The 21,888-nt window shown below is 60.1% G+C and carries 27 protein-coding genes, 1 tRNA gene and 1 pseudogene; 15 read left to right on the top strand and 14 right to left on the bottom strand.

Going from position 1 to position 21,888, the window contains the following annotated elements:
- Nucleotides 1-21: 21 nt before the first annotated feature.
- From WDN46_20995 to WDN46_20950, 10 genes are all read left to right on the top strand, one after another.
- Nucleotides 22-639 (top strand): molecular chaperone TorD family protein, encoded by a 618-nt coding sequence (locus tag WDN46_20995; GenBank protein ID MEJ0095790.1) that lies wholly within the window; start codon nt 22-24, stop codon nt 637-639.
- A 63-nt stretch (nt 640-702) separates the two neighbouring features.
- Complete coding sequence (locus WDN46_20990) at nt 703-828, top strand: hypothetical protein (GenBank protein ID MEJ0095789.1); 126 nt, start codon at nt 703-705, stop codon at nt 826-828.
- Nucleotides 829-1,300: 472 nt separating this feature from the next.
- Nucleotides 1,301-2,452: a molybdopterin-binding protein gene (locus WDN46_20985; GenBank protein MEJ0095788.1), complete on the top strand. Its 1,152-nt coding sequence runs from the start codon at nt 1,301-1,303 to the stop codon at nt 2,450-2,452.
- A 6-nt stretch (nt 2,453-2,458) separates the two neighbouring features.
- Nucleotides 2,459-4,438, top strand: coding sequence for a molybdopterin biosynthesis protein (locus WDN46_20980; protein MEJ0095787.1), 1,980 nt, complete (start codon nt 2,459-2,461; stop codon nt 4,436-4,438).
- A gap of 568 nt (nt 4,439-5,006) precedes the next feature.
- Nucleotides 5,007-6,215 carry an integrase arm-type DNA-binding domain-containing protein gene (locus tag WDN46_20975; protein ID MEJ0095786.1) on the top strand — a complete coding sequence of 403 codons (1,209 nt, stop codon included), beginning with the start codon at nt 5,007-5,009 and terminating at the stop codon, nt 6,213-6,215.
- Nucleotides 6,212-6,898 carry a hypothetical protein gene (locus WDN46_20970; GenBank protein MEJ0095785.1) on the top strand — a complete coding sequence of 229 codons (687 nt, stop codon included), beginning with the start codon at nt 6,212-6,214 and terminating at the stop codon, nt 6,896-6,898. The genes WDN46_20975 and WDN46_20970 overlap by 4 nt, the downstream gene beginning before the upstream one ends.
- 56 nt (nt 6,899-6,954) lie before the next feature.
- On the top strand, nt 6,955-7,203 hold the full coding sequence (locus WDN46_20965; GenBank protein ID MEJ0095784.1) for a helix-turn-helix domain-containing protein: 249 nt from the start codon (nt 6,955-6,957) through the stop codon (nt 7,201-7,203).
- A 163-nt stretch (nt 7,204-7,366) separates the two neighbouring features.
- Entirely contained in the window at nt 7,367-7,540 is a 174-nt protein-coding gene (locus WDN46_20960; protein ID MEJ0095783.1) for a hypothetical protein, read from the top strand.
- Nucleotides 7,540-8,448, top strand: coding sequence for a toprim domain-containing protein (locus WDN46_20955; GenBank protein MEJ0095782.1), 909 nt, complete (start codon nt 7,540-7,542; stop codon nt 8,446-8,448). The genes WDN46_20960 and WDN46_20955 overlap by 1 nt, the downstream gene beginning before the upstream one ends.
- 41 nt (nt 8,449-8,489) lie before the next feature.
- On the top strand, nt 8,490-9,197 hold the full coding sequence (locus tag WDN46_20950; protein MEJ0095781.1) for an AAA family ATPase: 708 nt from the start codon (nt 8,490-8,492) through the stop codon (nt 9,195-9,197).
- Here WDN46_20950 and WDN46_20945 read toward each other — a convergent pair.
- Together WDN46_20945 and WDN46_20940 are read right to left on the bottom strand one after the other, a co-directional pair.
- Nucleotides 9,187-9,810, bottom strand: coding sequence for an IS5 family transposase (locus WDN46_20945; protein MEJ0095780.1), 624 nt, complete (start codon nt 9,808-9,810; stop codon nt 9,187-9,189). The two genes, WDN46_20950 and WDN46_20945, sit on opposite strands and share 11 nt — an antisense overlap.
- Nucleotides 9,777-9,914 (bottom strand): annotated as a pseudogene (locus WDN46_20940) (transposase). The gene WDN46_20945 and the pseudogene WDN46_20940 overlap by 34 nt, the downstream one beginning before the upstream one ends.
- A gap of 154 nt (nt 9,915-10,068) precedes the next feature.
- Between WDN46_20940 and WDN46_20935 the strand changes: the two are divergent.
- Complete coding sequence (locus WDN46_20935) at nt 10,069-10,542, top strand: hypothetical protein (protein ID MEJ0095779.1); 474 nt, start codon at nt 10,069-10,071, stop codon at nt 10,540-10,542.
- Between the two features lie 811 nt (nt 10,543-11,353).
- Here WDN46_20935 and WDN46_20930 read toward each other — a convergent pair.
- The gene (locus tag WDN46_20930; protein MEJ0095778.1) at nt 11,354-11,797 is read right to left on the bottom strand and encodes an HPP family protein; all 444 of its coding nucleotides are present in this window, start codon (nt 11,795-11,797) and stop codon (nt 11,354-11,356) included.
- A gap of 142 nt (nt 11,798-11,939) precedes the next feature.
- Nucleotides 11,940-13,262 (bottom strand): nucleotide disphospho-sugar-binding domain-containing protein, encoded by a 1,323-nt coding sequence (locus tag WDN46_20925; protein MEJ0095777.1) that lies wholly within the window; start codon nt 13,260-13,262, stop codon nt 11,940-11,942.
- A 211-nt stretch (nt 13,263-13,473) separates the two neighbouring features.
- Here WDN46_20925 and WDN46_20920 point away from each other — a divergent pair, with 211 nt between their 5' ends.
- From WDN46_20920 to WDN46_20910, 3 genes are read left to right on the top strand one after another with little or no spacing between them, the layout of a single operon-like run.
- On the top strand, nt 13,474-13,785 hold the full coding sequence (locus tag WDN46_20920; protein ID MEJ0095776.1) for a hypothetical protein: 312 nt from the start codon (nt 13,474-13,476) through the stop codon (nt 13,783-13,785).
- A complete protein-coding gene (locus WDN46_20915) occupies nt 13,785-14,060 on the top strand; it encodes a hypothetical protein (protein MEJ0095775.1) in 276 nt (91 codons plus the stop codon). The genes WDN46_20920 and WDN46_20915 overlap by 1 nt, the downstream gene beginning before the upstream one ends.
- A gap of 11 nt (nt 14,061-14,071) precedes the next feature.
- Nucleotides 14,072-14,686, top strand: coding sequence for a hypothetical protein (locus tag WDN46_20910; protein MEJ0095774.1), 615 nt, complete (start codon nt 14,072-14,074; stop codon nt 14,684-14,686).
- A 36-nt stretch (nt 14,687-14,722) separates the two neighbouring features.
- Here the strand turns inward: WDN46_20910 and WDN46_20905 are convergent, their stop codons facing one another.
- From WDN46_20905 to WDN46_20870, 8 genes are all read right to left on the bottom strand, one after another.
- Nucleotides 14,723-14,929 carry a hypothetical protein gene (locus WDN46_20905; protein ID MEJ0095773.1) on the bottom strand — a complete coding sequence of 69 codons (207 nt, stop codon included), beginning with the start codon at nt 14,927-14,929 and terminating at the stop codon, nt 14,723-14,725.
- Between the two features lie 61 nt (nt 14,930-14,990).
- On the bottom strand, nt 14,991-15,581 hold the full coding sequence (locus WDN46_20900; protein MEJ0095772.1) for a hypothetical protein: 591 nt from the start codon (nt 15,579-15,581) through the stop codon (nt 14,991-14,993).
- Nucleotides 15,578-15,967: a hypothetical protein gene (locus tag WDN46_20895; protein MEJ0095771.1), complete on the bottom strand. Its 390-nt coding sequence runs from the start codon at nt 15,965-15,967 to the stop codon at nt 15,578-15,580. Before WDN46_20895 ends, WDN46_20900 begins: the two co-directional genes overlap by 4 nt.
- Before the next feature lie 4 nt (nt 15,968-15,971).
- On the bottom strand, nt 15,972-16,838 hold the full coding sequence (locus WDN46_20890) for a hypothetical protein (protein ID MEJ0095770.1): 867 nt from the start codon (nt 16,836-16,838) through the stop codon (nt 15,972-15,974).
- Nucleotides 16,835-19,099, bottom strand: coding sequence for a lytic transglycosylase domain-containing protein (locus WDN46_20885; GenBank protein MEJ0095769.1), 2,265 nt, complete (start codon nt 19,097-19,099; stop codon nt 16,835-16,837). Before WDN46_20885 ends, WDN46_20890 begins: the two co-directional genes overlap by 4 nt.
- 13 nt (nt 19,100-19,112) lie before the next feature.
- Entirely contained in the window at nt 19,113-19,535 is a 423-nt protein-coding gene (locus tag WDN46_20880) for a hypothetical protein (protein MEJ0095768.1), read from the bottom strand.
- Between the two features lie 9 nt (nt 19,536-19,544).
- The gene (locus tag WDN46_20875) at nt 19,545-20,054 is read right to left on the bottom strand and encodes a hypothetical protein (protein ID MEJ0095767.1); all 510 of its coding nucleotides are present in this window, start codon (nt 20,052-20,054) and stop codon (nt 19,545-19,547) included.
- 91 nt (nt 20,055-20,145) lie between these two features.
- A complete protein-coding gene (locus tag WDN46_20870; GenBank protein ID MEJ0095766.1) occupies nt 20,146-20,514 on the bottom strand; it encodes a helix-turn-helix transcriptional regulator in 369 nt (122 codons plus the stop codon).
- Between the two features lie 95 nt (nt 20,515-20,609).
- On the opposite strand from WDN46_20870, the gene WDN46_20865 reads away from it, so the two are divergent.
- Nucleotides 20,610-21,146 (top strand): hypothetical protein, encoded by a 537-nt coding sequence (locus tag WDN46_20865; GenBank protein MEJ0095765.1) that lies wholly within the window; start codon nt 20,610-20,612, stop codon nt 21,144-21,146.
- A gap of 27 nt (nt 21,147-21,173) precedes the next feature.
- Here the strand turns inward: WDN46_20865 and WDN46_20860 are convergent, their stop codons facing one another.
- Complete coding sequence (locus WDN46_20860) at nt 21,174-21,473, bottom strand: hypothetical protein (protein MEJ0095764.1); 300 nt, start codon at nt 21,471-21,473, stop codon at nt 21,174-21,176.
- Nucleotides 21,474-21,698: 225 nt separating this feature from the next.
- Nucleotides 21,699-21,788, bottom strand: a tRNA-Ser gene (locus WDN46_20855).
- Nucleotides 21,789-21,888: the final 100 nt, after the last annotated feature.

Here is a 21,888-nt window from a genome sequence, read left to right as displayed (position 1 = left end):
GCACGCGAAACGATTGAATAGATGCAAGACGCCGATCCTTTCGATGCAGAGACCGCGAAACGCGTCGTGGATGAGCTGGATCGCGCAAGAGCTGCGGAATATTCGTTGCTCTCGACGCTGCTTGCCGGCAGCCCCGACGCTCAATTGATTGGCCGGATCGCTGGCCTTGGCGAGGATTTAAGCCCACTCGGTCGCGCCCATGCAGCGCTCGGCAAAGCCGCAGCTAGAGCCGACGCCGACAGCGTGGCGAGAGAGTATTTCGATCTCTTCATCGGAGTCGGGCGCGGCGAGCTGCTCCCTTACGCATCCTATTATCAGACGGGCTTTCTCCATTCCCGCCCGCTCGCACGGGTTCGCGAGGCGCTCGCCCGCATCGGCGTTGCGCGCGCGGATGGCGAAACGGAGCCCGAAGATCACGCCGCCATTCTTTTCGAGGTCATGGCGGGGCTCGTGGGAGGCAATATCTCCGCCCCGGCCGGAACCGATCGTGAAATCTTCGAGACCCATCTTGCGCCGTGGATCGGGCGTTTTTTCGCGGATCTCGAGCGCGCGCAGTCGGGTGAATTTTACGCTCGCGTTGGCGCGCTTGGCCGCGTTTTCGTGGAGATCGAAAGCGAAGCTTTCGCGCTTCCAGCATGAGGCTTTTCAAAGCGCGAGACGCCAGCATCCATGTATATAATGCTGACGAACTGGAGATTATTTATGCGCCCTTTCATTACCGCATGCTGCGTCGCAATCATCCTGGCGATTGCCTCCGCGGCCATTCTGATCAATAGCGTGCAGGAGCCGGTCGCCGAGGCGTTCGCCACATCCGGCGTGCGGCTTTAGAGTTGACGTCCTAGCCTTATCGGCTGGCAAGCTCTCCCAATTCCCAAAACTCCAGCTTGCTAATTGCGGTTTGGTCTAAGCCCGCCTGAGAGTTACAGTGGGTATCTCCCAGATCCTTCCGGAAAATCCCTGAGTTCAAATTCCGCGCTGTCAGCGTTCCACGCTCTGAGGCCAGCACCGCGGCGGAACAAAGAGAGCGGCAAGGGCGCCGTTTCCTTTCACTCTTTTCGATCCCCGACGTATTGAAGCAATCGCTGGCGGCCGCGCGCTCACAATCAATGCCGTCGTGCCGGAGCGCCTGTATTTCCTGGCAGCGGCGTGGTCTCATTCCATCCTGCTATGATCCGGCGACCACAGCATCAATGACGCCGTAGCTGGCGTTTCAGTCTGTGCGCATGCTGGAGCTCTGGAACAAGGTGCTCGAAAGGCCGGCGTAACTGGACCGCGAGATGAAGTTGACCTATGTTTGGGCGTGCAGCATATTGGCCGCGTGAATCACTCGCCCGCCAACCCCCGGGTGCAGCGTCTTACCCCATTGACCGATGCGCTCTCGCTCCTGTCCGTGATGGTAGGGCGGTGTCGGACGACAGAATGCTCCCTGACGGACGCCGTTGGTTTCGTGCTCGGCTCCGATCTTAGGGCGTCGGCAAACTTGCCCACGCAGGCAATTGCCCATGCGGACGGCTGGGCGGTGAGCGCCGACGCGGTGCTCGGCGCCAGCGTCTACGGGACCGTGCCGCTAATTCCACCGCCCCCACGGGTCGATGCTGGCGATCCAATGCCGATCGGAGACGCGGTACTGATGCCGGATATTGTGACCTTCGTCGCGCCGGGCGTCGCCGAGGCAATAGGTTCGGCTGTTTCTGGAGAGGGCGTTCGCAGGCGTGGCCAAGACATCGCCGCCGGGGTTAGGATCCTGCCGGAAGGGACGCGTCTGGAACCGCGCCATCTGGGTATCCTCAAAGCGTGCGGGTTCGAGACGGTCCCTGTCCGCGTTCCTCGGATTCGGCTTGTCGTCACAAGCACAGCCGCTGCGGCCCATTCGGACATGGTTCGGGCATGGCTCAACGCGTTCGGCGCCGACGTCACGGAAATCTCGCCGGCGCCCGGGAACCGGGCGGAACTCGCTCTGTGCTTCCGCCGTAGTGCAGACGCGGACCTCATCATTTCCCTCGGCGGCACGGGTCAAGGGCGGAAGGATTGCACCGTGGCGGCGCTCGGGGACGTCGGATCCATCGCTCTTCATGGAGTTGCGTTGCGCCCAGGCGCGGGAATCGCATTCGGGCAGGTTGGGACTACGCCGGTGATGTTGTTTCCCGGCGAGATCGACGGCCTCTTGGCGGCCTTCCTAGTGGTGGCTGTTGAGGCCCTCGGCCTACTAGCAGGAATCCGACCGGGGGTTGCTTCCGCTCCAGTTCGGCTTACCGAGAAGGCGAGCTCCACTGTCGGGTTCCATGAACTCTTCCTCGGCATCCCCGACAACGATGCGATTCGCCCGATACCGCTTGCGGAGGCAGGTTTCGAAGCGTTGGCGCGTGCGACCGGATGGTTTCTCGTTCCGCCCGCATCCGAGGGACTCGCCGCAGGCGAGATCGTACATTTGCGGCTATTTGGGGCTAAATAGGATCTCATGAGCACCCCCTCCGTTCTTGAAAAGATCCGCGGCGCGTCGCGACAGGAGCAGTTCCTCGACGTGGTCTCCCGGGACGAGGCTGAACGGCGTTTCCGCGCTGCAGCGCCGCACCAAGCCCTGGCTACCGAGTGGATCTCCCTGGCGGAGGCGTGCGGCCGGATCATGGCCGAGAATCTTGCTGCGCCGATCGATCTTCCACCCTTCGATCGCTCCTCAGTGGACGGCTTTGCCGTGCGGGCCGCGGATACGGTGGGGGCAACAGACCAATCCAGGCTGCGTCTGCGCCTTAACGCCGAGGTGCTTGCTTGTGGCACGGCCCCTACGATCACGGTGGAGGCCCGCACCGCGACCGTCATTTCCACTGGAGGCGTCGTGCCGCGCGGCGCTGACGCGGTGGTAATGATCGAACAGACCACCTTCGGGGAGGATACGGACGGTCCCTATGTCGATATCCACCGGCCGGTGTCGGGCGGTAGCTTCATCGCCTTCGCCGGGTCGGACATCGGCCGCGGCGAAATCGTGCTGCGGCAGGGCGTGGAACTGACGTCCCGCGAGGTCGGAATTCTCGCCGCATGCGGCTTCTCGCGCGTTCCGGTGGTCCGCCGTCCGCGGGTAGGCATCATCTCGACGGGAGATGAACTGGTTCCACTCGGTTCGGATCTGCCATATGGAGGCATCTACGATTCCAACCACGCGATCCTCGCTGCGGCCGTGCAGGAGAACGGTGGCGTCCCCGTTCCTTTCGGCATCTCGATGGATGACGAACGGGCGATCTCGGCGCTCGTTGAGCGAGCTATCGCTGAAACCGATGTCGTGCTTATGTCCGGCGGCACCTCCAAAGGCGCGGGAGACGTGTCGTATCGCATCCTCTCGGGCCTCGGGCCGCCAGGTATCGTCGTCCATGGTGTTGCCCTTAAGCCGGGCAAGCCCGTTTGCCTGGCGGTCGCGCGCGATAGGCCCGTTATCGTGCTGCCCGGCTTTCCGACCTCGGCGATCTTCACGTTCCACACTTTTGTCGCCCCGCTCATCCGGGCGATGGCGGGCTTGCCGCCGCACGGCAGGGATCTCGTTCAGGCGGGACTTCCGGTTCGCGTGCCGTCTGAGCTCGGCCGCACGGAATACGTGATGGTCTCGCTCAGCGAGGGTAATGCCGGCCTGGCGGCATTCCCGCTTGGCCGTGGCTCCGGCTCCGTCACGGCCTTCTCCCAGGCAGACGGTTTCTTCGCCATCGACGCCCTGACGGATGCTGCGGATGCAGGCTCGCGACAGGATGTCCAATTGATTACCCGGGATCTGCGTTTGCCCGATCTCGTGCTGGCCGGAAGCCAGGACATCGGCCTCGATTCCATCGTCGGCATCCTCGCCCGGCAGGGCCTCGCGGTCCGCACCCTCGCCATCGGCAGCACGGGAGGCCTCGCGGCCCTGAAGCGCGGCGAGTGCGATCTCGCGCCCGCGCATCTGCTGGATCCGACGACCGGCGCCTACAACGTTCCGTTCCTCACGGAGGGTATTTCGCTTGTCCCCGGCTGGCGGCGGCGGCAGGGGGTCGTCTTTCGCAAAGGGGATGCCCGCTTCCAGAAACGGACGGCCAGGGAGGCCATCGCTTCCGTCGTGGCTGATCCCAACGCGGTCCTCGTCAATCGCAATGCCGGATCCGGCACCCGGATCCTGCTGGAGGGCCTGCTCAGTGGCGCCCGCCCCGTGGGCTATGCGAACCAGCCCAAGTCGCACAACGCGGTAGCAGCGGCGGTCGCGCAGGGTCGGGCGGATTGGGGCATGGCAATCGAGAACGTCGCGCGCCTCTACGGCCTCGATTTCCTGCCGATCGCGGATGAACACTACGATTTCTTCCTAGCCGACGCGAGGCGGGACCGTCCTGCGGTTAAGGCGTTCATTGCGGCGCTGATGAGTGCGGAGGCCCGTCACCTCCTGGTGGAACTGGGCTTCTCGCCCAGCTCCGTTCTCTCGAACGAGTGAACGAATGGCGCGGCAAGGCCGCGACGGCGCTTCGCTCCGCCGCGCGGGCGTCGAGCGGATCGATTCCCCGAGCGATTGACCCGCGCATCGTCTTGGCGATCTCTCTCGCTTCGGCGAGCCCCACTGAATTAACCGATCCAAGGCCAGCCTCGCGCTGGCGACCGTCGCGCGCATAGAAAAAAACCCAGCGCTTGGCGCCGATGGGTCGACTCTCACATAAGATTGCCGCCATCTGCGTGGCGACCTGGCTTTGCGAGAGTTGCGACGGCCCGAGCGGTTAACCTGTTGATTCGATTAACCACCGTTTTACGGCAAACAATGAAAAACGGGAAAGCCGACAACGGGTTGATTTCTAACCCGTTTTTTGACTATTCCAAACTGTGACAAACAGGGTGCTGGCGGAGACGGAGTCCGCCGAATTAGCGTTCAAGGCAGTTCAAGGTCATCCACGTTGCCCTCTATGAATCAGCTGGTTACGAGATAAACCGTCTTCCTTCGTCCAGCTTAGTTTGCTACAATTTAGTTTCGCGATTGGGGCCGGAGTTGGGGCCAAGGAGTTGGGCTGAACATGGCGAGACAGCTTCGGAAGCTCTCAGCGCGGACGGTGGCGAGTTTGATGACGCCCGGAAAGCATGGCGATGGCGGCGGTCTCTATTTGGACATCGATAAAGACGGTCGCCGGCGTTGGATCTTTCTTGCCATCGCGAATGGCAAGCGGCGTGAAATGGGCCTCGGCGGCTCCCCCGCCGTCTCGCTCGCCGACGCGCGTGCCAAGGCCGACGAAGCGCGCAAGCTCGTCGCCGCGGGCGTCGATCCGATTGAAGCGCGGCGCGAGGCCGGAAAGCCTGAGGCCGGGAAGCCGACGTTCGGCGAGTACGCTGATAAATTCGTTGAAGCCAAGTCAGCTGAGTGGCGCAACGACAAGCATCGCGCCCAATGGAAAATGACGCTGGAAAAATATGCCGCGCCCCTGCGCCCGCGGCCCGTCGACGAAATAGACACGGCTGCGGTGCTGCCGGTCTTGCGGCCATTGTGGCAGACACGCCCCGAAACTGCCTCGCGGCTTCGAGGACGCATTGAATCGGTTCTCGATGCGGCGAAGGCGGAAGGTCATCGATCGGGAGAGAATCCCGCGCGCTGGAAAGGTCACCTCGATAAGCTCCTGGCAAAGCGTCAGCAGCTCACCCGCGGGCATCACGCCGCCATGCCGTACGCTGACGTACCGAGGTTCATTAGCGAGCTCCGCGCGATGAACGCAATGGCTGCAAAGGCCCTCGAGTTCCTGATTCTGACAGCAGCGCGGTCGGGCGAAGTGCTCGGCGCTCGATGGGATGAAATAGACCTTGAGGCCAAAGTTTGGACGGTTCCGGCGACACGGATGAAAGCCGGGCGCGAACACCGCGTCCCGCTATCCATCCGTGCGATCGAGATCCTTGAAGAACTTGCCCAAGGCAAAACGGGCGATTTCGTCTTTCCAGGGCAGCGATCCGGGCGCCAGCTCTCCAATATGGCAATGGAAATGGCGCTCCGTCGCATGAAAATGGACGCGACCACGCATGGTTTTCGAAGCAGCTTCCGGGATTGGGCGGGCGAAGAGACGCACTTTCCCCGCGAAGTCGCCGAGGCGGCGTTGGCCCATGTCATCGGCGATAAGGCCGAGCAAGCCTATCGGCGCGGCGATGCCTTAGAAAAGCGGCGGGCCTTAATGCAGGCATGGGCGGATTATTGCGCGCCGCGCGCAGACTCGAATGTGGTGCGGTCAGAGATCGCAAGATGACAACATCGAGGAAGCGTCGCAGCTCCACCAAACCTGAGGTGACAAAGGCCGATCATTCGGCCTTCGCGAAAGAAGTCGAGCGTGCTTATAGAATCGCCCGTGGCCTCCAATCGCTGGAAGCCGGCGGCCAGCCCGAAGAGGACGCCAGGCGTGTTGGAACCGGGCTAGCGCTGATTAACGAATTACTCGACGCATATGCGGCGAAAATGAAGCTCAGCGGGGAGCTGCCTGGATCGGGCTTAAGAGACGCCTACGGTATTGTAGAACATCTGACCACAGGCAGAGATCATCCCATCGCGCGGCATATCTTAGGCATTAAGACCGACCAGTTTCGCAGGGGGAAGATGAGACCAACAGGTGAAACTCGGCTTGCACAAATTGTTGCCGTCGCTGCGGTGCGGGGTTACGCGATGAAGGCCGGCGGTCAGCAAGCTCCCGCCCGGCGGGCCGTCATAGCGCAAGCCGCTCTTTACAAGATTGTTTTGACCGCGACCGATCTCAAGAACTGGCACGACGCTTTCCAGGTGGAAAAAGATATCGGCCCGGATGTCTTTGCAAATGAGCTCGTGAACGGATGCAGCGACGCGCAACAGGTTCTTGAACTGGGGGCGACTTGGATCTGGAAATTTTGGGCCGTCCCGTCCCTGCCGGACAAAAAGATAATTAGCCCCCTATCTGGTTAGCGGGCTACCCGAGGTCTTCTCCTGCACGTCCAACGACGTGCAGGAGAAACCGCACAATGTTAGCCGCCGAACCAAACCGCGCCGAACGACGCAAAGCAGCAGTCGCAACAAGGCTTGCCCGAGATCCGTTGCCGCTCGATATCGGCGGAAACTATCCAATCCCGCAGGCGGCCAGAATTATCGGCGTCTCAAGATCCACCATCTACAATCTGATGGCCGCGGAAAAGCTTCGTTCCGTGAAAATCGCTGGTCGCAGGCTGATCACAGCCGACGCAATTCGCGCCCTAATTTCGGGAGGCGAATGAGATGCATCGCCCAAACGAAAACCCCGACCGCGCTGGCGGCGCGGCGGGGTCTATCGAGGTCGTTAGCTGCCAGGCGCGCGACACGGAAAAGATAGCACCGCCTCGCGCTCAATTCAATAACCCCCTCATACCCTCACTGCGCCTGCGTCGGTGCGCCGAGACCATGCATCAGCTCGGGCCGCTCGCGCTCGCGTATTTTGTTGCCGAAGTTCGGGCCGGTGCAGATGTCGACGCGGCGCTCGAGCAATACGTCGCGCTGCCTGCGGATCTCATCGCGGCCTATGGCGCCGATCGAGACACGCCGAGCCTGTTCGCCATTGATGGAGGGCGGTCCTGATGAGCCAGCTCTCTGAACTGGCGCGCGCGCTCGGCGGCAAGGTCCTTGGCGCGCAAGTTCTTTGCCCTGGGCCCGGACACTCGGCGAAGGATCGCTCCCTTTCCGTGCGGCCATCCATGATGTCAGACGACGGATTTGTGGTCTTCTCACATGCAGGCGACGATCCAATCATTTGCAAAAATTTTGTGAGAGCAAAGCTTGGGCGCCCAAACTGGAAAGCCGGCCGCCGCGACGCCAGGCTCGAGAAGCTGATCGCTCGCCGCGACGACAAGCCGGTCCTCGATGAGATTGTCGCGAAGAAAAGGCGGGTGCTGGCGCTCTGGAACGAAGGCCGAGATCCGCGCGGGACGGTCGTCGAAGCCTATCTCCGCTCGCGCCAGCTGGATCTGCCTGGCGACGTGGCAGGCGAAGTCCTTCGCTTTCATCCCGTCTGTCCGTGGATGGATGAGCAATCGGGCGAGATCGTTCGCGTCCCGGCAATGATCGCCGCGATGAGAAATATCTGCACGGACGAGATAACCGGCGCTCACGTTACCGCCTTAACCACAGACGCCAAGAAAATCGATCGCCGGATGCGCGGGATCGCGGCTGGCGCTGCCATAAAACTTACAGCCGACGAAAATGTGACGCTTGGTCTTCATATTGGCGAAGGGATCGAGACTTGCCTCACCGCGCTCCAGATCGGCTTTGTGCCTGTTTGGGCGATGGCCAGCGTCGGGGGCATCGCATCATTTCCGGCCCTCGACGGAATCGAATGTCTGACCATTTTGGCTGAAGCCGGCGAGGCCAGCCGAAAGGCAATCCAGGCCTGCGGTAAGCGCTGGAAGGACGCCGGACGCGAAGTCCTCGTGTGCCGACCTCGAGCTGGTTCGGATCTGAATGACGCGCTCCGGGAGATTGGCAAGTGAACGAGCACAACGTGCCTCGATTCGGGCTACCCGGGCGCAATATGTTTTCCGCGGCGCCATCGCCAGAGGAACAACTCGCTCCTCTCGCGGAAACTTATGAGTTTGAAACAGAGCCCGTGACAATGGACAGCCTTGCAGCGCCACCCGATGATGGATACTCGCCGCCGGGCAAGCCCGTAATGCAGACGCCTGCGCGCCGTGCCCTCAAGATCTTCAGCGGCGCAGACTTTGCCCGCTCACCGCCGCCCGAGCGCCGTTGGCTTGTGAGGGATATGATACCCCAAGGGAAAGTAACTTTGCTTTACGGCAACGGCGGCGATGGAAAGTCGCTGCTCGAATTGCAACTGGCGATCGCCGTCGCCACCGGAAGTGACTGGGTTGGCAAAATGCCGGAACGAGGTCGCGCTCTCATACTTTCCGCAGAAGACGACCACGAAGAAATTCATCGTCGTCACACGGATATCATCGCCGGTCGCGGCGACGATCTAGACCTCGACGATCTCTCTAATTTGATAGTCATCGATCTGGCGGGGGAAGACGCGCTTTTGGCGGCTCCCGACGGCCGAAGCAGCCTGCTCAAGACCTCGCCTCTGTTTGAAGATGTTGAGCGCCTGGTTGAGACGCATCGGCCTATCATGCTCGGGATCGACACGCTTGCGGACGTGTACGGCGGCGATGAAAACGTCAGGCCGCAAGTCCGACAGTTCATCGGTTTTCTTGGCCGCCTAGGCTCAGGACTCATTGATTGAGATAGAAGAGGACGGCGGCTGCGATGCAGATGGCGGAGAAGAAGGTGTGGGCGCATCGATCATAGCGGGTTGCGATGCGCCGCCAGTCCTTGAGCTTGGCGAACATGTTCTCGATTTTGTGACGCTGGCGGTAGAGCGTCTTGTCATAGGCAATGGGAAGCTTGCGGCTTCTGGTTGGCGGGATGCAGGGCTCGACGCCCCTGGCCTTCAGCGCGGCGCGGAACCAGTTGCTGTCGTAGCCCCTGTCGGCGATCAACATTGAAGCGGGCGGTAAAGCCTTGAGCATCAGCCGCGCGCCCTTGTGGTCGCTCATCTGGCCCTCCGAGAGCAACATGACGAGGGGCTTGCCGGCGCCGTCGCAAACGACGTGGAGCTTCGAGTTCAGTCCGCCTTTCGTGCGCCCGATACGGCGGGGAAGAGCCCCTTTTTGAGCAGGCTCGCCGCTGTGCGATGCGCCTTCAGATGCGTGGCGTCGATCATGATGCGCTCGGGCTTTGGACCTTCGCCAGCGAGCGCGGCGAATATGCGGTCGAAGACGCCGAGCCGGCTCCAGCGGATGAAGCGATTGTAAAGCGTCTTGTGCGGCCCGTAATCCTTGGGCGCATCTTTCCATTGCAGGCCGTTGCGGATCACATAGACGATTCCGCTGACCACCCGACGGTCGTCAACCCGCGGAACGCCATGCGACAGAGGAAAATGCGGCGCAAGCCGCGCCATCTGCCGCTCGCCCAACAAAAACAAATCACTCATCCCAGCCTCCCCATGCGGAGACCAGGAATCACATCTCAGGCAAATTTAATAGGTCCTGAGCCTAGCTCTCCGCTATGACATGGCCGTGGTCGTCTTGGCGCACCCCAGCCTCTCCGGAATAATGAGCGGCGCTGGCACAGGCGGCTCGACCGCGTGGCACAATTCTGTCCGCTCCCGGCTCTATCTCGCGCCAGTGAAAGGCCTCGAAGGTGACAGACCTGATCCTGCTCTGAAACAGTTGACGGTTATGAAGGCGAACTATGGACCTACCGGTGAGACGCTCGCACTTCGATGGGACCATGGCCGTTTCGTGCTTGCGGGGCCCGGCAACAAGACGATGAGCTCCGGCGCGGAAATCGATCAGATCTTCATCGACCTTTTGAAGCAATTCGCCCAAGAGGGACGCAACGTCACCGCTAAGAAAGGCCCGTCATTCGCCCCATCCGAATTCGGCTCGCACGCCGACGCAAAAGGCATCAGCAAGCAGGCTTTCCGACAGGCGATGGATCGTCTTCTCAAGGCCGGCAAAATCAGAGAAGAAACATACGGGCCACCGTCGCGGCTCCGGTCACGGCTGACGGTCACGGACGACTAAAATAGAGGCCTTCCAGCCGTAATTCCGATTGGAAAAAGCGCCCTTCCAACTGAGACTTCCAACCGCTTCCAACTCTGAAAATATGCCTTCCAACCGCTTCCAACAGGGTGTGTGTCCTCCCCCCCATACCCCCCGGTGAGTTGGAACTCACCCCGGTTGGAAGCCGGGCTCGTTCCATCACCTCAACGGCTGCGACCGAAAGGCGGCAACCAGTCGACGCTTCATCCTCGCGGCAAGACACTGACGTTGAAGGCATCGTCCACATGCACGCGCGTGGAGGCTAAAATGGACGCTCCCGAGATCGGATTGGCGACCAAAGGTCATGGATTGCGCGCACGCGGGACATCTCCCAGCATTTCAGCAGCGGCGAGATCGCAAGGGGCAATCGAGGAAGGCTATTGCAACGCTTGTGCTCATCCAGACCAGTCGCATCGCACGCTGAACCGACCTTTAGCGGATGCCCTTTCCGCCGCACTCTCCTCTAGGATCAAGCGATTTCACGCGCCGGCCCCAATCTCTGGCCCCAATTGCTCAGCCGGTAGGATCTCCTCGCCGCGCGGATCTCCGGTCGTCGCCGGCGCGCGCATTTGGAAAGGGCTCCCCCGAGGTCGTGAATTTGGCGCGATCGCCTGATGAGGGGGGTACCCGGAAAAACCAAGTCTAGGCAGTAAGCTCCAGGCTCAGCCGCGCGCCTTACCCCTCAAAATCACGCCAACCCAAATTTTTTCAATGGCTGATGATCTCGACGGCAACCCGAGCGGAAACGCGTTGTCCGCCGTTACTGTTGTAGCCCTAGCCATGGCTTTGATCCTCAAGCGCCCTTGCGCAAGGGATAAGTCGTTCCCGACCCCACGTGGAACAGAGATGCAATCACGACCAATGCTACTGATCCGATCAGGACCGGCACGATAATAAAATCAAATCCGGGATGAGTCGCAAAGACCACGATGGGGTCGGCCCCGGCTGGCGGATGCGTGACCCGAAAGGCTCCCATCAGTGAGATTGCAAGGCCGACGGCAAATGCGGCACCCCACCATGTGTCGGGAAGGTACTGGCGCAGCAAGAGGCCGACGAACGTTGCGAGTAGGTGGCCGCCAACAACATTCACCGGCTGGGAGAGCGGACTGTTGGGAACGTAGAAAAGCAAAACGCAGCTCGCCCCGAACGGCGCCATCACGAGTGGCTGTCCCGTGTGGTAGGCGATAAAGCTTAGGAGACCGATCGCGACAGCGCCGCCGCTCCCAGCGAGTAACACGTGGCGAAGCCCACCTGGCGATTGATGTAGGGAGAAATAATGGCGCATAACTAATCCGTTCTGCTAAAAGTGGCGTGCGTCGAGCCGACGCAACAAGATCAAGTCGTCCGCGACATAGCCGAGCATAAATCGTCTTTCCGCGTCACTTCGCGTAAACCGGCGCGTCCCGATCAGCTGGAAGATGCGAGACCTCTGTGAGAATCCGCAGGATTTCGGATCGCGTGTCGATGGCTGCAAATTCCTTGCCCAGGGACGATGCTCGCGCACGGAAATTCGGTTCGTCCAGCACGGCCCGGATGGCCTCGCGGAGGGCTGACGGCGTCGGCTCATTGGTCTTGAGGTCAATGCCGACCCCGGACCATGAGACACGAGCGTTCACGGCAGCTTTATCTTCGCTGATCCCTGCGGTGACGAGCGGAACGCCGAAGCTCAGCGCTTGGTTGACGCTGCCGTAGCCGCCATTGGTGACAAATACATCGGCCTTGGCGAGCGCCCATTCGAACGGCAAATAGCTGGCCACCCGCGCGTTAGCGGGGATTGGGCCAGCTATGGCGTCGACCGGTCGGCCTCCCGCCGTGACCACCACGAGCACATCAGGCTCGTTGGCCAGCGCCGCAAGCGTCGGGGCGACCAACTGGCCGAAATTGAAGTTGGCCACCGTTCCTTGGGTGACGAGAACAACCTTGCGCGAGCCGTCCAACTCGTGCGCCCAGCTCGGCAGCGGAGCTTGGTTTGGTACGATCGAGGGGGCGCCCACAAAATGCACGGAAGGCGGCAGGTCGCGTCGGGGAAATTCGAAGCTCTGAACCGTCAGCTGCAGATAAGCATCCGGGAGATCTACGACGGCGTCAAAAAGAGCCATTGACAGCGACGGGGAGCCAACGCTCGACAAACGTCGATTGAGGTGACGAGTCGCGGGCTCAAAAGCGATCGCGTCGACTTCTTTTGAGATTGCGGCGTATTTTTCGCGCTCGGCGTCATTTTGCGCCGGAGCGAAACCGGTGAGGGCTGGCGCTCCGTCGTCGCGATGCCAAACCAAAACGGAACTGCCCAAAAAGATGATGGGCGGACGCTCTGACCGCGGTCCGAGCAGCATCGGGAAAGTGCCGAAAAGTAGATTGTCAGTGATGACGATGTCGGCTGGAAACTCCCGCAGAACCTGCCGTAGGCCTTCATGCTGCGCTGGCATCGGATCGACGAACACATGCTCGATGTCGAAGCGAACCTGTAGCGGCCCCGCCGGGATACCCTTGCGTTCGGGAAAAGCTGCATCAACATCTCGCAGATCGTGATCAGCTCCTTCCGGAAATGGACGGAATGGGACGCCAATGCCTTCAATGCGGTCGCGCATAATGCTGCCCGACAAGCCGATGACTTCGTGGCCTTCAGCGATCAATATCCGAGCAATCGCGAGCAGCGGATTGAGGTGGCCCGTCGCTGGCGTTGAGGCGATTAGAATTTTCATGCGATTCTGCCACTCACAATTTCGAAAAAGAACAGCGATTCCCATGGCACGTTCTCGTGTCGGCATAATTGCGAAGTTGTTGCATCCGTCATCTCTGACATGAGGTCATCCGGTCAGGCCCCTAGTGGGGCGGTGAGAGTGGCAGCCTTTGACTTCGCGTCATAAATATGCTAGCGATGGCGGGTCGCTAAGTTATGAAGGATCGAACACGATGTCTCTTCCCCCCGGCCATATTCCGCCGCCCGGCTATAAAATCGTGTCCCCCGAACCGATTGCAGAGGTGGATGTTCTTGGCGCGCCGATCGTGAAGTATGATTTCTCGCTACCGGTGGGCTGGGACGCTGCGAGCCCTGCTGACAAGCGCGCCTATCAGCTCGAGCAGCAAAAACAGGCCTCCCATGCTCGCGAGAAGGCGGCCGATGCCGCGTTCATAACGCCCCCCGGATGGGACAAGGCGAGCCCTGAAGCGCGGCTGACCTATCGTCGCCAGTGGGATCGCGACCAGGCGGCGCAGAAGCGCTAATGCCCCGGCGCATCGTCTCACGGCAGCAGAAAGAAGCCTGGCTCGATCGGGGGACGCCGTACCGCTATTTCGATGAGGTGGAGACGTGCATTGTCCCCACGCCGATGGGCGGCGAAATGCTGGCGCCGGCTGGTGAAGTGACGCCGGCCGTCACGATCAAATGGGCTGTCTTAGATACGGATTGCAGCTTCAAGGGCCCAAGCCTTGGCCATGGGGAAAGTCGGCCCGCCTATCGTTCGCGGGCTCTTCCTGTGGGCCGCCGGCGTGACGCATAAGGAATGGATCGATGGCATCCGACGAAAAGGTCAAAGCATATTATCGGGACGCCGCCGCTGGCACTTCCGAGCTGGTTTACATGGATCCGTTTGATTACCGCGACGCGAAAAAGAAATGGCCGGATCAGTGGTCGCTCGAGCCGTTTGTCGGCCTAAAGCAAATCACAGCGCATCGGCATTTCGGAGAGGTTTATGGCTACGCTGAGCAGGTCGAACCTGGCGGTGCGTATATTCTCAAGCACGCCGATGGTCGCGCCCAGCAAATCGATCCTCTAACTGGCGCGGCTGTTGGCCCGAAAGCGTCGCCGCCGATCCCGCCGATTGCTGTGGAGCCACAGAGAAGAGATGCGGAAGGAGTGCGTCCGGGAAAGGCCACGGGCGCGGCCTTCGATATCGAATTGGGACACATTCATCGGTCCCGAGGACGGCTTCGCGAACTAATTCAGAATCCGCCTTTGCCTATTTACTTCCTGCCGGCTGGCTTGTGGCAAGGCGGCGCACCTGGCGCAGGGCGATTATTCGCGGTCGTCATGATCTGTTTGACAGCCTCGGTGTTGGCGGTTGTGAGGGCGGTTTTCAGCGCGGGTGTTAGAGCTGGCGTGGGTGCCTGGTACTTGGTCATTTGAAGCTCCTACGGGGTGAGAGGTGATTTGATTGCAGTCCTATTTCTTCGTCGTGTAACAGTTAGGGCCGCCACCAAACATTCGCCGCGAACGCTCGGCTTGATCTGTCAGGGGGTGGTCGATATGAGGCCAAATGTTTGCTTCCAACTGCGCCAGGTGTTCCTCCTGCTCGAGACGATAGCGCACTTCGTCGGAGGCGATTGTTTCGTGTTTCGACGTAACTGAATTGGGTTTCATGGTCATCATTTTTTCCTTTGGTTGCGATTGCTAATGCGGCAAACTTTGTCGGAACGGATGGCCCCGCAAACTAACTGACGCGAGAGTCCACCGTCGACACGGCGATCGTGGCCCGCTTGGCTTTCTCCGCCGCATTCCGCCGGGCTAATCTGCGGCGATACATATCGAAGGATTCGCGCTCTCGCGATCCCATTCGCATGCGGCGCGCTTCGATATCATCGGCCAGCTTCTTTGCCCTTGCTTCAGCCCATGCTTCAGCCCTTGCAGCGGCGGCCGCTGCCCTCTTTTCTTTCTTCGCGTCCTCCTTTGCTTTTCGCTCCTCGGGAGTCATTTGCAGGGCGTCCCAAACCTTGCGGCGGCGGGCGATATCGGAGGGCGCGGTGTAGGCGATGACTCGCTGCGTTGCGGGATATGGCAGGCATTTCACGACCTGAAATTTTAGGCCAAGCGCCGGTAGCAGTGAATCGAGAGAAAGAGGCCCCAAACCTTTCATACCGGCCTCGATCTTTGCCAAATAGCCCTGCTGCAAACCTGCGATTTCCTCGATTTCCAAGCTGACCAAGCCGAGCTCTTTGCGACGATCTCTAATCGCGCAAACGATGCCCCTGTACGAATCGACAATATCCGCTCCATCGTCCACATCTGGCGTGAGATCGTTCATTGATCGGGTCTCCTTGTCCTGATCACAAATCCGGGCGTAATCGGTTTTGGGCGTGGGGCGACTCCGTCCAAAGAGAGGGGAAGGATATCATCGAAGGTCGGCCGCGGGCGGTTGCGCTGCCAATCTTCGATGGCGTTGTTGAATGCAACGATGAATGCCGGGCTCTTTTTCAGGGCTCGAGCGGCGTGGCGCGTATATCCGACAAAGCGCGCGGCGTCATAGATGGTGTAGGGCGTCCCGCTTGGATCAGACGGCGATCCATTGATCATCAGGTCGATCATCCGCAGCATTCGGCGATTGATCTTGATGTGATCGTCGGCGACCATCTTCCGAATCTCGGCTTCGCGATCCGGCAATTTCCAGTAATCGGTCAGGTTGTCGCTCATGGCGTTAAAGTGATCCTGTTCCGGCCGGAATTGAATTAATGAAGCTGTTCTGTTGGCGCATCGCCGTGAAATCGGCATTTGCCTTCGCCTGCGCCCTCGCGGGATCGGCGACCCATCGATATGCGTTGCCGCTCGGCGCAGTCAGCACGCTCCTGCGGGCATCATTGCCCTGCACGACAACGCGATAGGACGGCGGTTTGCCAGAGCCCATTTCCGCCTGCGTCTGCTGATCCGGAACAAGAGCATAAGGGGCGCGCTGCAATTGCAACTGCGTTTCGCGCTCTTGTGTGCTCTGGACGATCATTTGATGCACGTCATCAGCGAGTTGGCTCTTGATCCAAGACTTGTCGCCATTTATTTCCGGAAGCGCTGGACTGCGCTCTGGCGGATAGGCCATGACCCGGCCGCCGTTGGCGTCTGACATTCCCCACTTCAGGCCAATGCGCTCCATCGCGTATTTGTCGGCCGCGCCGGTATCGGACGTTTTCGCGAACTGGTCGCGATAGGCCTTAGTATAATCATCAAGCAATGAGCCTATGATGTAACCTGGGGCTTCCCCTTCAGGCGTGTAATCTGAGCCGAAGGGGTTCCAGCGCTGCCAGAACGACGCGAATTTGTTGACGATATCCCGGCCAGTGACGTTTTTTAGGCTTTCGTCGGCCTGATCACGCAAGGCTTCCTTGGCCTTGATCGTACCTGGGTCATTCGCCGTCATCGCGTCTTTGGCGATCTTGTCTGGCGGGTCGAAGCTGATTTTATCCTGCCATGCGCGCAAGTCGCTCAGAGCTTCTTTGCCGAACGTTCCGTCGAACGTCATCGGGTTTTGCCGCTGCACCTGGTCCATGAACGAATAGGCGCTCGACATTTTCACCGGATCGCCGGACTTTGCCATGCCGAGAATGCCGTCTTAACCTCTGGCGTGTTGAGCGTTGCCTGCATCTGATCGGGCGGGAGCTGGCCGACGCTCTGAAGGAATGCGGCGGAAGCCTGCGGCGGCCCCATGGCGAGGCCGGTTTTCACAGCGTCGGTTTCGTTCGGAGCGACTACCGATTGCGGCACGCCAGTCTGGACAGATAGGGCAGAAGCGGCGGCGCTGCGCGCCGAGAGGGCGGCGGCGACAGCATCCGGGGCCTGCGTGAAGTCGAGCGGAGGAACAGGGGCCGCTATGCCGCGCTTGGCCGCATATTGAAATGGATTGTTTTTGAACTCGTCTTGGCTCTTCTTAAAGATCTCGTTTGCCGTGCTCGCGATTTGCATATGTGTCAGATCGGCGCCCTGCTGAGCTCGTGAATAATCATCGAGGAAAGCCTGTCCTTCCGCCTGCGGCATTGATGACGCGATCTGCGCGACATGAGCTGCCGCGACCGTCTGTAAGTGCTCCTGGTAATGCTGTTGGATCGTTGGATCAGTGCTTGTGCGTCCGAGTTGGTCGATCTGCGCGAAGACCTGCGGCGACGGAGTATTGCCATTTTTGATCTGGGCATCGGCCTGCGTGAGCAAATTCGCGTAGAGATTCGAACGCATCTTTTGATCGCTCGCGACCTGGCGCAGCGCTTCCGAGCCAAGGAACGGGTTAGCGGCTAACTCTTGCGGCGTGAATGGGACGCCATTGACGCTCGCCGGCGCGCCGCCGGCGAGCCGGCCCGTCACATCAGCTACATAGGAGGATGTGGTTTTTCCTGTCGGATCGGCGCTGTTCCGGATATATGGCGTAGGGCTGCCAACCGGCGCAACGTTCGCCGGCCCCGAGAAATAGGCCACAGCCACGCGCGCAGCGTCACCGTTATAGCGCGTGTAATAGTCGTGAATGATCCGCTTGCTGACCGCAAGATTATCGGCTGGATTGTTGATGTTTTCGCCGGGGTTCGCATATTGGGCAAAGGTCGCGGGCTCGATTTGCCCAATCCCCTTGGCTCCCGTCGAGCTGGTCGCAGCATTCGGGTTCCCGCCCGATTCCTGTCCGATGATTGCGCCGTGAACCTGTTCAAGCGACGGCGCACCGCCGACGCCCATTTGCGCCGCCTGCTGGTTCGGCGTCAGACCGGGCATGGCCCGATGAAATCGGTTCACCTGTTCGAGGGCATTGAATTGCTGAACGGCCGCGGGATCGCCGGTATTCTTGGCCGACTGGCGCATATCGTCCCAAACGGGACCGGGCAGCGTCCCGCCGGCTGCGATGACATCTCGCGCCTGCTGCATCTTTTGCGAATTGGCTTGGATGGCGACCGAGTTTTGGTTCGTCAGGAAGCTGATTCGAGCGTCCACCATCCTTTTTGCAACGGCGCGATCAGCGTCTGAAAATCCGCTGATCTTGTCGATTGAATCATAGGCATCTTTCTGCGCCATGATCATGCCGCGCGACTGAGCGACTGCATCGACATGACCGATAATTGCATCGCCGGAGATCGCGTTGGTCGCCTCCGTGCGCAGATTATCGACCACGGCTTTCGGCATTTGGTATAGAGAATTGACCTCAAGCGCGTCGTGGAGCGAAGCGAGCTGCGCCTTTTTCTGCTCGAAAACTGGCCCACTGGTCACTCCGGAAGAGGCCATCTGGCTTAGGTCGGTTATCGTCGCCTGTCTTTGCGCGAGGAGATCGTCTTTCGCGTTCGAAACGTCAACTCTCGCTTTTTGATCAACGAGACTGTGGTAGTTCTGGTCGAAAAGTGAATCCGCATTGGCAAGTAGCGTCTGACCGATCGCGCTAGGCCCATAGGCCGCCTGAGAGGCTGCGCGGTAGCTTGCGTAAGCTGCTTTGAAGGCGGCAGGATCGCCGTCATGCTGGGCGCGCATATCAGCCAGATCGGTGGATGTATTGAGTTGGCCGCGGGCTACAGTACCGGCCAAAACAGCATGCTCATATTCGTCACCAGCCTTACCCAGGATGACGCTGGTCTGCGGCGTCAATATTTGGATTTGGCCGCTCGGATCGCGGGTGACAGAGGCGTTCTGCGCATCTTCCCGGCCCGCTTGTTCAGCCAGCGGAACGGCAACATCCTCTAGGCCAGCCCCGAGCTGTTCAGCGCCCTGCGCAACGAAGCTAGCCGACCGCGCCACATCGCCGCCGGACACACGCGAGGTCGGATCTTCCGCAGTAATGTCGCCCTGCTGTGGAATATTTACGAGAGCCATCGGGGAATCCTATTCAATGAAAAGCCGGGCGTGGCGCGCCGAGTTCATGCAGACAATCCTCCACGGCGCCTATGAGCCTGACGCGCTCGGATTCCGCGAAGGGTCCGCACATAATCAGTGCATCATGGTCGGCGCGCGTAAGAGCTGCGTCGTCGGTCTCCAGAAACATCGCACGCGCGGTGCTGGCCATTATGATATCGAGGGTCTTTGCGATGAATGCCGCGTCGTCAGCGTTGCGCGCGGCCTCGGTGTAGCCTTGGCGCGGGTCCGCAACCTTTTGATCGAGCAACTTCCGTCGCTCTTCGCGCGCCGCTATCCCCTGCCATCTGTTCATCATCAGACTGTGAGCAAGTTCCATCATAGTGGATTCGATGAAATCGAGCCGCAAGGCCTGCGTATAACCCCAGCGTTGGTGCGAAGTGGTTTCGAGAGCCATCGGGGAATCCTATAGCAGACCGAGGAGGGCCGGGGCTGCGGACGCCAAGCCGCCGAGAGCCTTGCCAGCGCCGCCGAGGAACCCGCCAAGCAACGCGTTATTCGCGCTTTGCGTGTAGAACGCCGCGGCGTCCTGGTCCTGCTGTGACTGCGCGTCGATGTTCTGCACCTTTTGCGAGATCTGTTGCTGGCCAGTCGTACGGACATTGTTTTCGATCGCCTCGCCAGTCGGGCTATTGCCTTCGACGTTGGCGGACGCGCGCACGGCCTGGATATTGTCGATCGACGTTTGCAAGTTCCGCGACATGAAGGTCGAAGTCTGCAACGCCTTGATCTGGCCGAACTGTGACGCGCGCTCCGCTTGCTGCGCCTGAAACTCAGCACCCTGGGCATTTGCATTGCCCTGCTGGATGGCTCCGAAAACGCCTAGACCAGTCGATAGAAGGGAGAGGGCTGAGGCTCCCGGTCCGGCTAATCCAGAGAGCGTGCCTAGATTCCCGAGTGATGATGGCAACGCCATATTATATGCTCCGCTTGCCGAGGGCTTCGACGCAGAGTGATACTCGGCCGGATAGCCGACGCACTCAACGCACCGGGTGCGTAAACTGGATTTAGCGCCGCTTTAGCGGGTCACGAACTCGGCTGACGCCATCGACCTGGGTAAGAGCCGCGTTCTTTTCGACCGCCGGCTCGGGATGCGCAGTGTGCTCCGCGGGCGCTGCGGCGCCAGCCTTGGCCGGCTTCTTCTTGCCCTTCCGCAACCGCACGCCAGGCCCCCCGCCATTCTCCGCGATGAACTCCACGCCGGCGGCCTCAAGAGCCCGGCCTAGCGCCTCTCGCGTAGCGTTTATGGGTGAACTCTTGCCGAGTTCGAAATTGGCAATCGTGGCCTTACTGACGCCAGACGCCTCCACCAGCGAGTCTTGAGACCAATTTACTAGCGCCCGCGCCGCTCGACACTGCTCTGGACTGATTGACATTTTGATATAGTCCTACGTTTTTGATATTGACGCCACACCGCTTCAGACTCTATATCATTAGTGTAGTCTAATATCAAACGTATGGAGCTAACATAATGCCGAACAGCACAATTCCGGCGACCGATACCGGCTCGCCATGTCTTAATCGTCGCTCAGCCCTTGCGAACATCGGGGTGGGGCTCGCCGGAAGCGCCTCGCTCGCCACCCTCTCCGCCGCCAAGGCCCAGAGCGTGTCGACATCGCCCGAGCTTTTTCGCCTGATCGAAGCGCATCGTGCTGCAAATATGGCGCTCCTACAGTCCGCACAGCGGATCAATGTTGCGGAGAAATCCTATAACGCCGCGCGCCCACGGAGCATTCCACTAAAATCGGGCTCAGGAAGGTTCATCGAGTCAGCTGAAAGTGCATCTCTGAAATTGTCGCTCGACGCGGCCTATCGAGACTTTGACTCTGTGAGCGACGTTGAGAGCGAAGCGCTGATGCCCGTGTGCTCCTATCGCTGCGCGACGCTCCAGGAGGCGCGCGCAAAGGCGCGATATCTGTCCACTCTCGATGACCTAGACATGCGCCCCCAGTTTCTCACCGCGTTTGTTCAGTCTTTTTGCTATGGGGATGGGAGTGACATGACCTGATCCCTGCGGTCTTACCCCGCGATGGCGTCAGTCAGGTATCTTTGGCCTGCTTGGCTTCTTGCGACTCGTCCATATGTCCCTTTCTGGCCCGTCTAGCATCGGCCTGGGACCGTCGAGGTTCCAGTGCTTATCGAAGAACTTCTTGACAGCATATTTGTATCTTCTGCCGACAACGAAATCCATTTTCGGCATGCCCTTGCGCTCGTAGTAGAGCGAGAATTGCTTCCAATCCTTCGCATATTTCCGGCCTAGGATCGCGATTGCGAGGTCCTCCTCGGTCGGAAAGAGCGGCAGCGACTCGAATGGAATGTATTTCGGTTCGGTCATATTTGCCCAATCCCAGTTCGCTCGCGGAAGGCCCGGAAGCCTGTCACCAGGGCGGCAAGTTATCATCGAAGTCGACGGGTCACTGCTGGACTTTGCGCGCTCCGGCGTCCTCAATCGTCCATGGTTGACTGTGGCGAGCTAGATTTAAGATTGGGGCCAGGGTTGGGGCCGACCGGTCACTCTGACTGGAATTGGCTTATAAAACAGCCACTTACGCTGTATAACTGGCGGAGAGGGAGGGATTCGAACCCCCGATAGGCTTGCACCTATGCCGCATTTCGAGTGCGGTGCATTCGACCACTCTGCCACCTCTCCGTCCACCGCGGCTGCTCAAAACATTGTCGGGCGAGCCGAATCAATGTGAAGCTCGAGAGCGCGCTCAGGTCCATGCCGGACGAAAAGCGCTCCCTGCGCC

The sequence above is a fragment of the Methylocella sp. genome (assembly GCA_037200525.1).
In the GTDB taxonomy this organism is placed as follows: Bacteria; Pseudomonadota; Alphaproteobacteria; order Rhizobiales; family Beijerinckiaceae; genus Methylocapsa.
This window is presented reverse-complemented; position numbering and strand designations above follow the sequence as displayed.

What these genes read in the sequence shown, in the direction of transcription:
- WDN46_20995 (MEJ0095790.1), top strand. Translation starts at nt 22, where the DNA reads ATGCAAGACGCCGATCCTTTCGATGCAGAGACCGCGAAACGCGTCGTG.
- WDN46_20990 (MEJ0095789.1), top strand. Translation starts at nt 703, where the DNA reads ATGCGCCCTTTCATTACCGCATGCTGCGTCGCAATCATCCTGGCGATT.
- WDN46_20980 (MEJ0095787.1), top strand. Translation starts at nt 2,459, where the DNA reads ATGAGCACCCCCTCCGTTCTTGAAAAGATCCGCGGCGCGTCGCGACAG.
- WDN46_20975 (MEJ0095786.1), top strand. Translation starts at nt 5,007, where the DNA reads ATGGCGAGACAGCTTCGGAAGCTCTCAGCGCGGACGGTGGCGAGTTTG.
- WDN46_20970 (MEJ0095785.1), top strand. Translation starts at nt 6,212, where the DNA reads ATGACAACATCGAGGAAGCGTCGCAGCTCCACCAAACCTGAGGTGACA.
- WDN46_20965 (MEJ0095784.1), top strand. Translation starts at nt 6,955, where the DNA reads ATGTTAGCCGCCGAACCAAACCGCGCCGAACGACGCAAAGCAGCAGTC.
- WDN46_20960 (MEJ0095783.1), top strand. Translation starts at nt 7,367, where the DNA reads ATGCATCAGCTCGGGCCGCTCGCGCTCGCGTATTTTGTTGCCGAAGTT.
- WDN46_20955 (MEJ0095782.1), top strand. Translation starts at nt 7,540, where the DNA reads ATGAGCCAGCTCTCTGAACTGGCGCGCGCGCTCGGCGGCAAGGTCCTT.
- WDN46_20950 (MEJ0095781.1), top strand. Translation starts at nt 8,490, where the DNA reads ATGTTTTCCGCGGCGCCATCGCCAGAGGAACAACTCGCTCCTCTCGCG.
- WDN46_20945 (MEJ0095780.1), bottom strand. Translation starts at nt 9,810, where the DNA reads ATGGAAAGATGCGCCCAAGGATTACGGGCCGCACAAGACGCTTTACAA.
- WDN46_20935 (MEJ0095779.1), top strand. Translation starts at nt 10,069, where the DNA reads ATGAGCGGCGCTGGCACAGGCGGCTCGACCGCGTGGCACAATTCTGTC.
- WDN46_20925 (MEJ0095777.1), bottom strand. Translation starts at nt 13,262, where the DNA reads ATGAAAATTCTAATCGCCTCAACGCCAGCGACGGGCCACCTCAATCCG.
- WDN46_20920 (MEJ0095776.1), top strand. Translation starts at nt 13,474, where the DNA reads ATGTCTCTTCCCCCCGGCCATATTCCGCCGCCCGGCTATAAAATCGTG.
- WDN46_20915 (MEJ0095775.1), top strand. Translation starts at nt 13,785, where the DNA reads ATGCCCCGGCGCATCGTCTCACGGCAGCAGAAAGAAGCCTGGCTCGAT.
- WDN46_20910 (MEJ0095774.1), top strand. Translation starts at nt 14,072, where the DNA reads ATGGCATCCGACGAAAAGGTCAAAGCATATTATCGGGACGCCGCCGCT.
- WDN46_20905 (MEJ0095773.1), bottom strand. Translation starts at nt 14,929, where the DNA reads ATGATGACCATGAAACCCAATTCAGTTACGTCGAAACACGAAACAATC.
- WDN46_20900 (MEJ0095772.1), bottom strand. Translation starts at nt 15,581, where the DNA reads ATGAACGATCTCACGCCAGATGTGGACGATGGAGCGGATATTGTCGAT.
- WDN46_20895 (MEJ0095771.1), bottom strand. Translation starts at nt 15,967, where the DNA reads ATGAGCGACAACCTGACCGATTACTGGAAATTGCCGGATCGCGAAGCC.
- WDN46_20885 (MEJ0095769.1), bottom strand. Translation starts at nt 19,099, where the DNA reads ATGGCTCTCGTAAATATTCCACAGCAGGGCGACATTACTGCGGAAGAT.
- WDN46_20880 (MEJ0095768.1), bottom strand. Translation starts at nt 19,535, where the DNA reads ATGGCTCTCGAAACCACTTCGCACCAACGCTGGGGTTATACGCAGGCC.
- WDN46_20875 (MEJ0095767.1), bottom strand. Translation starts at nt 20,054, where the DNA reads ATGGCGTTGCCATCATCACTCGGGAATCTAGGCACGCTCTCTGGATTA.
- WDN46_20870 (MEJ0095766.1), bottom strand. Translation starts at nt 20,514, where the DNA reads ATGTCAATCAGTCCAGAGCAGTGTCGAGCGGCGCGGGCGCTAGTAAAT.
- WDN46_20865 (MEJ0095765.1), top strand. Translation starts at nt 20,610, where the DNA reads ATGCCGAACAGCACAATTCCGGCGACCGATACCGGCTCGCCATGTCTT.
- WDN46_20860 (MEJ0095764.1), bottom strand. Translation starts at nt 21,473, where the DNA reads ATGACCGAACCGAAATACATTCCATTCGAGTCGCTGCCGCTCTTTCCG.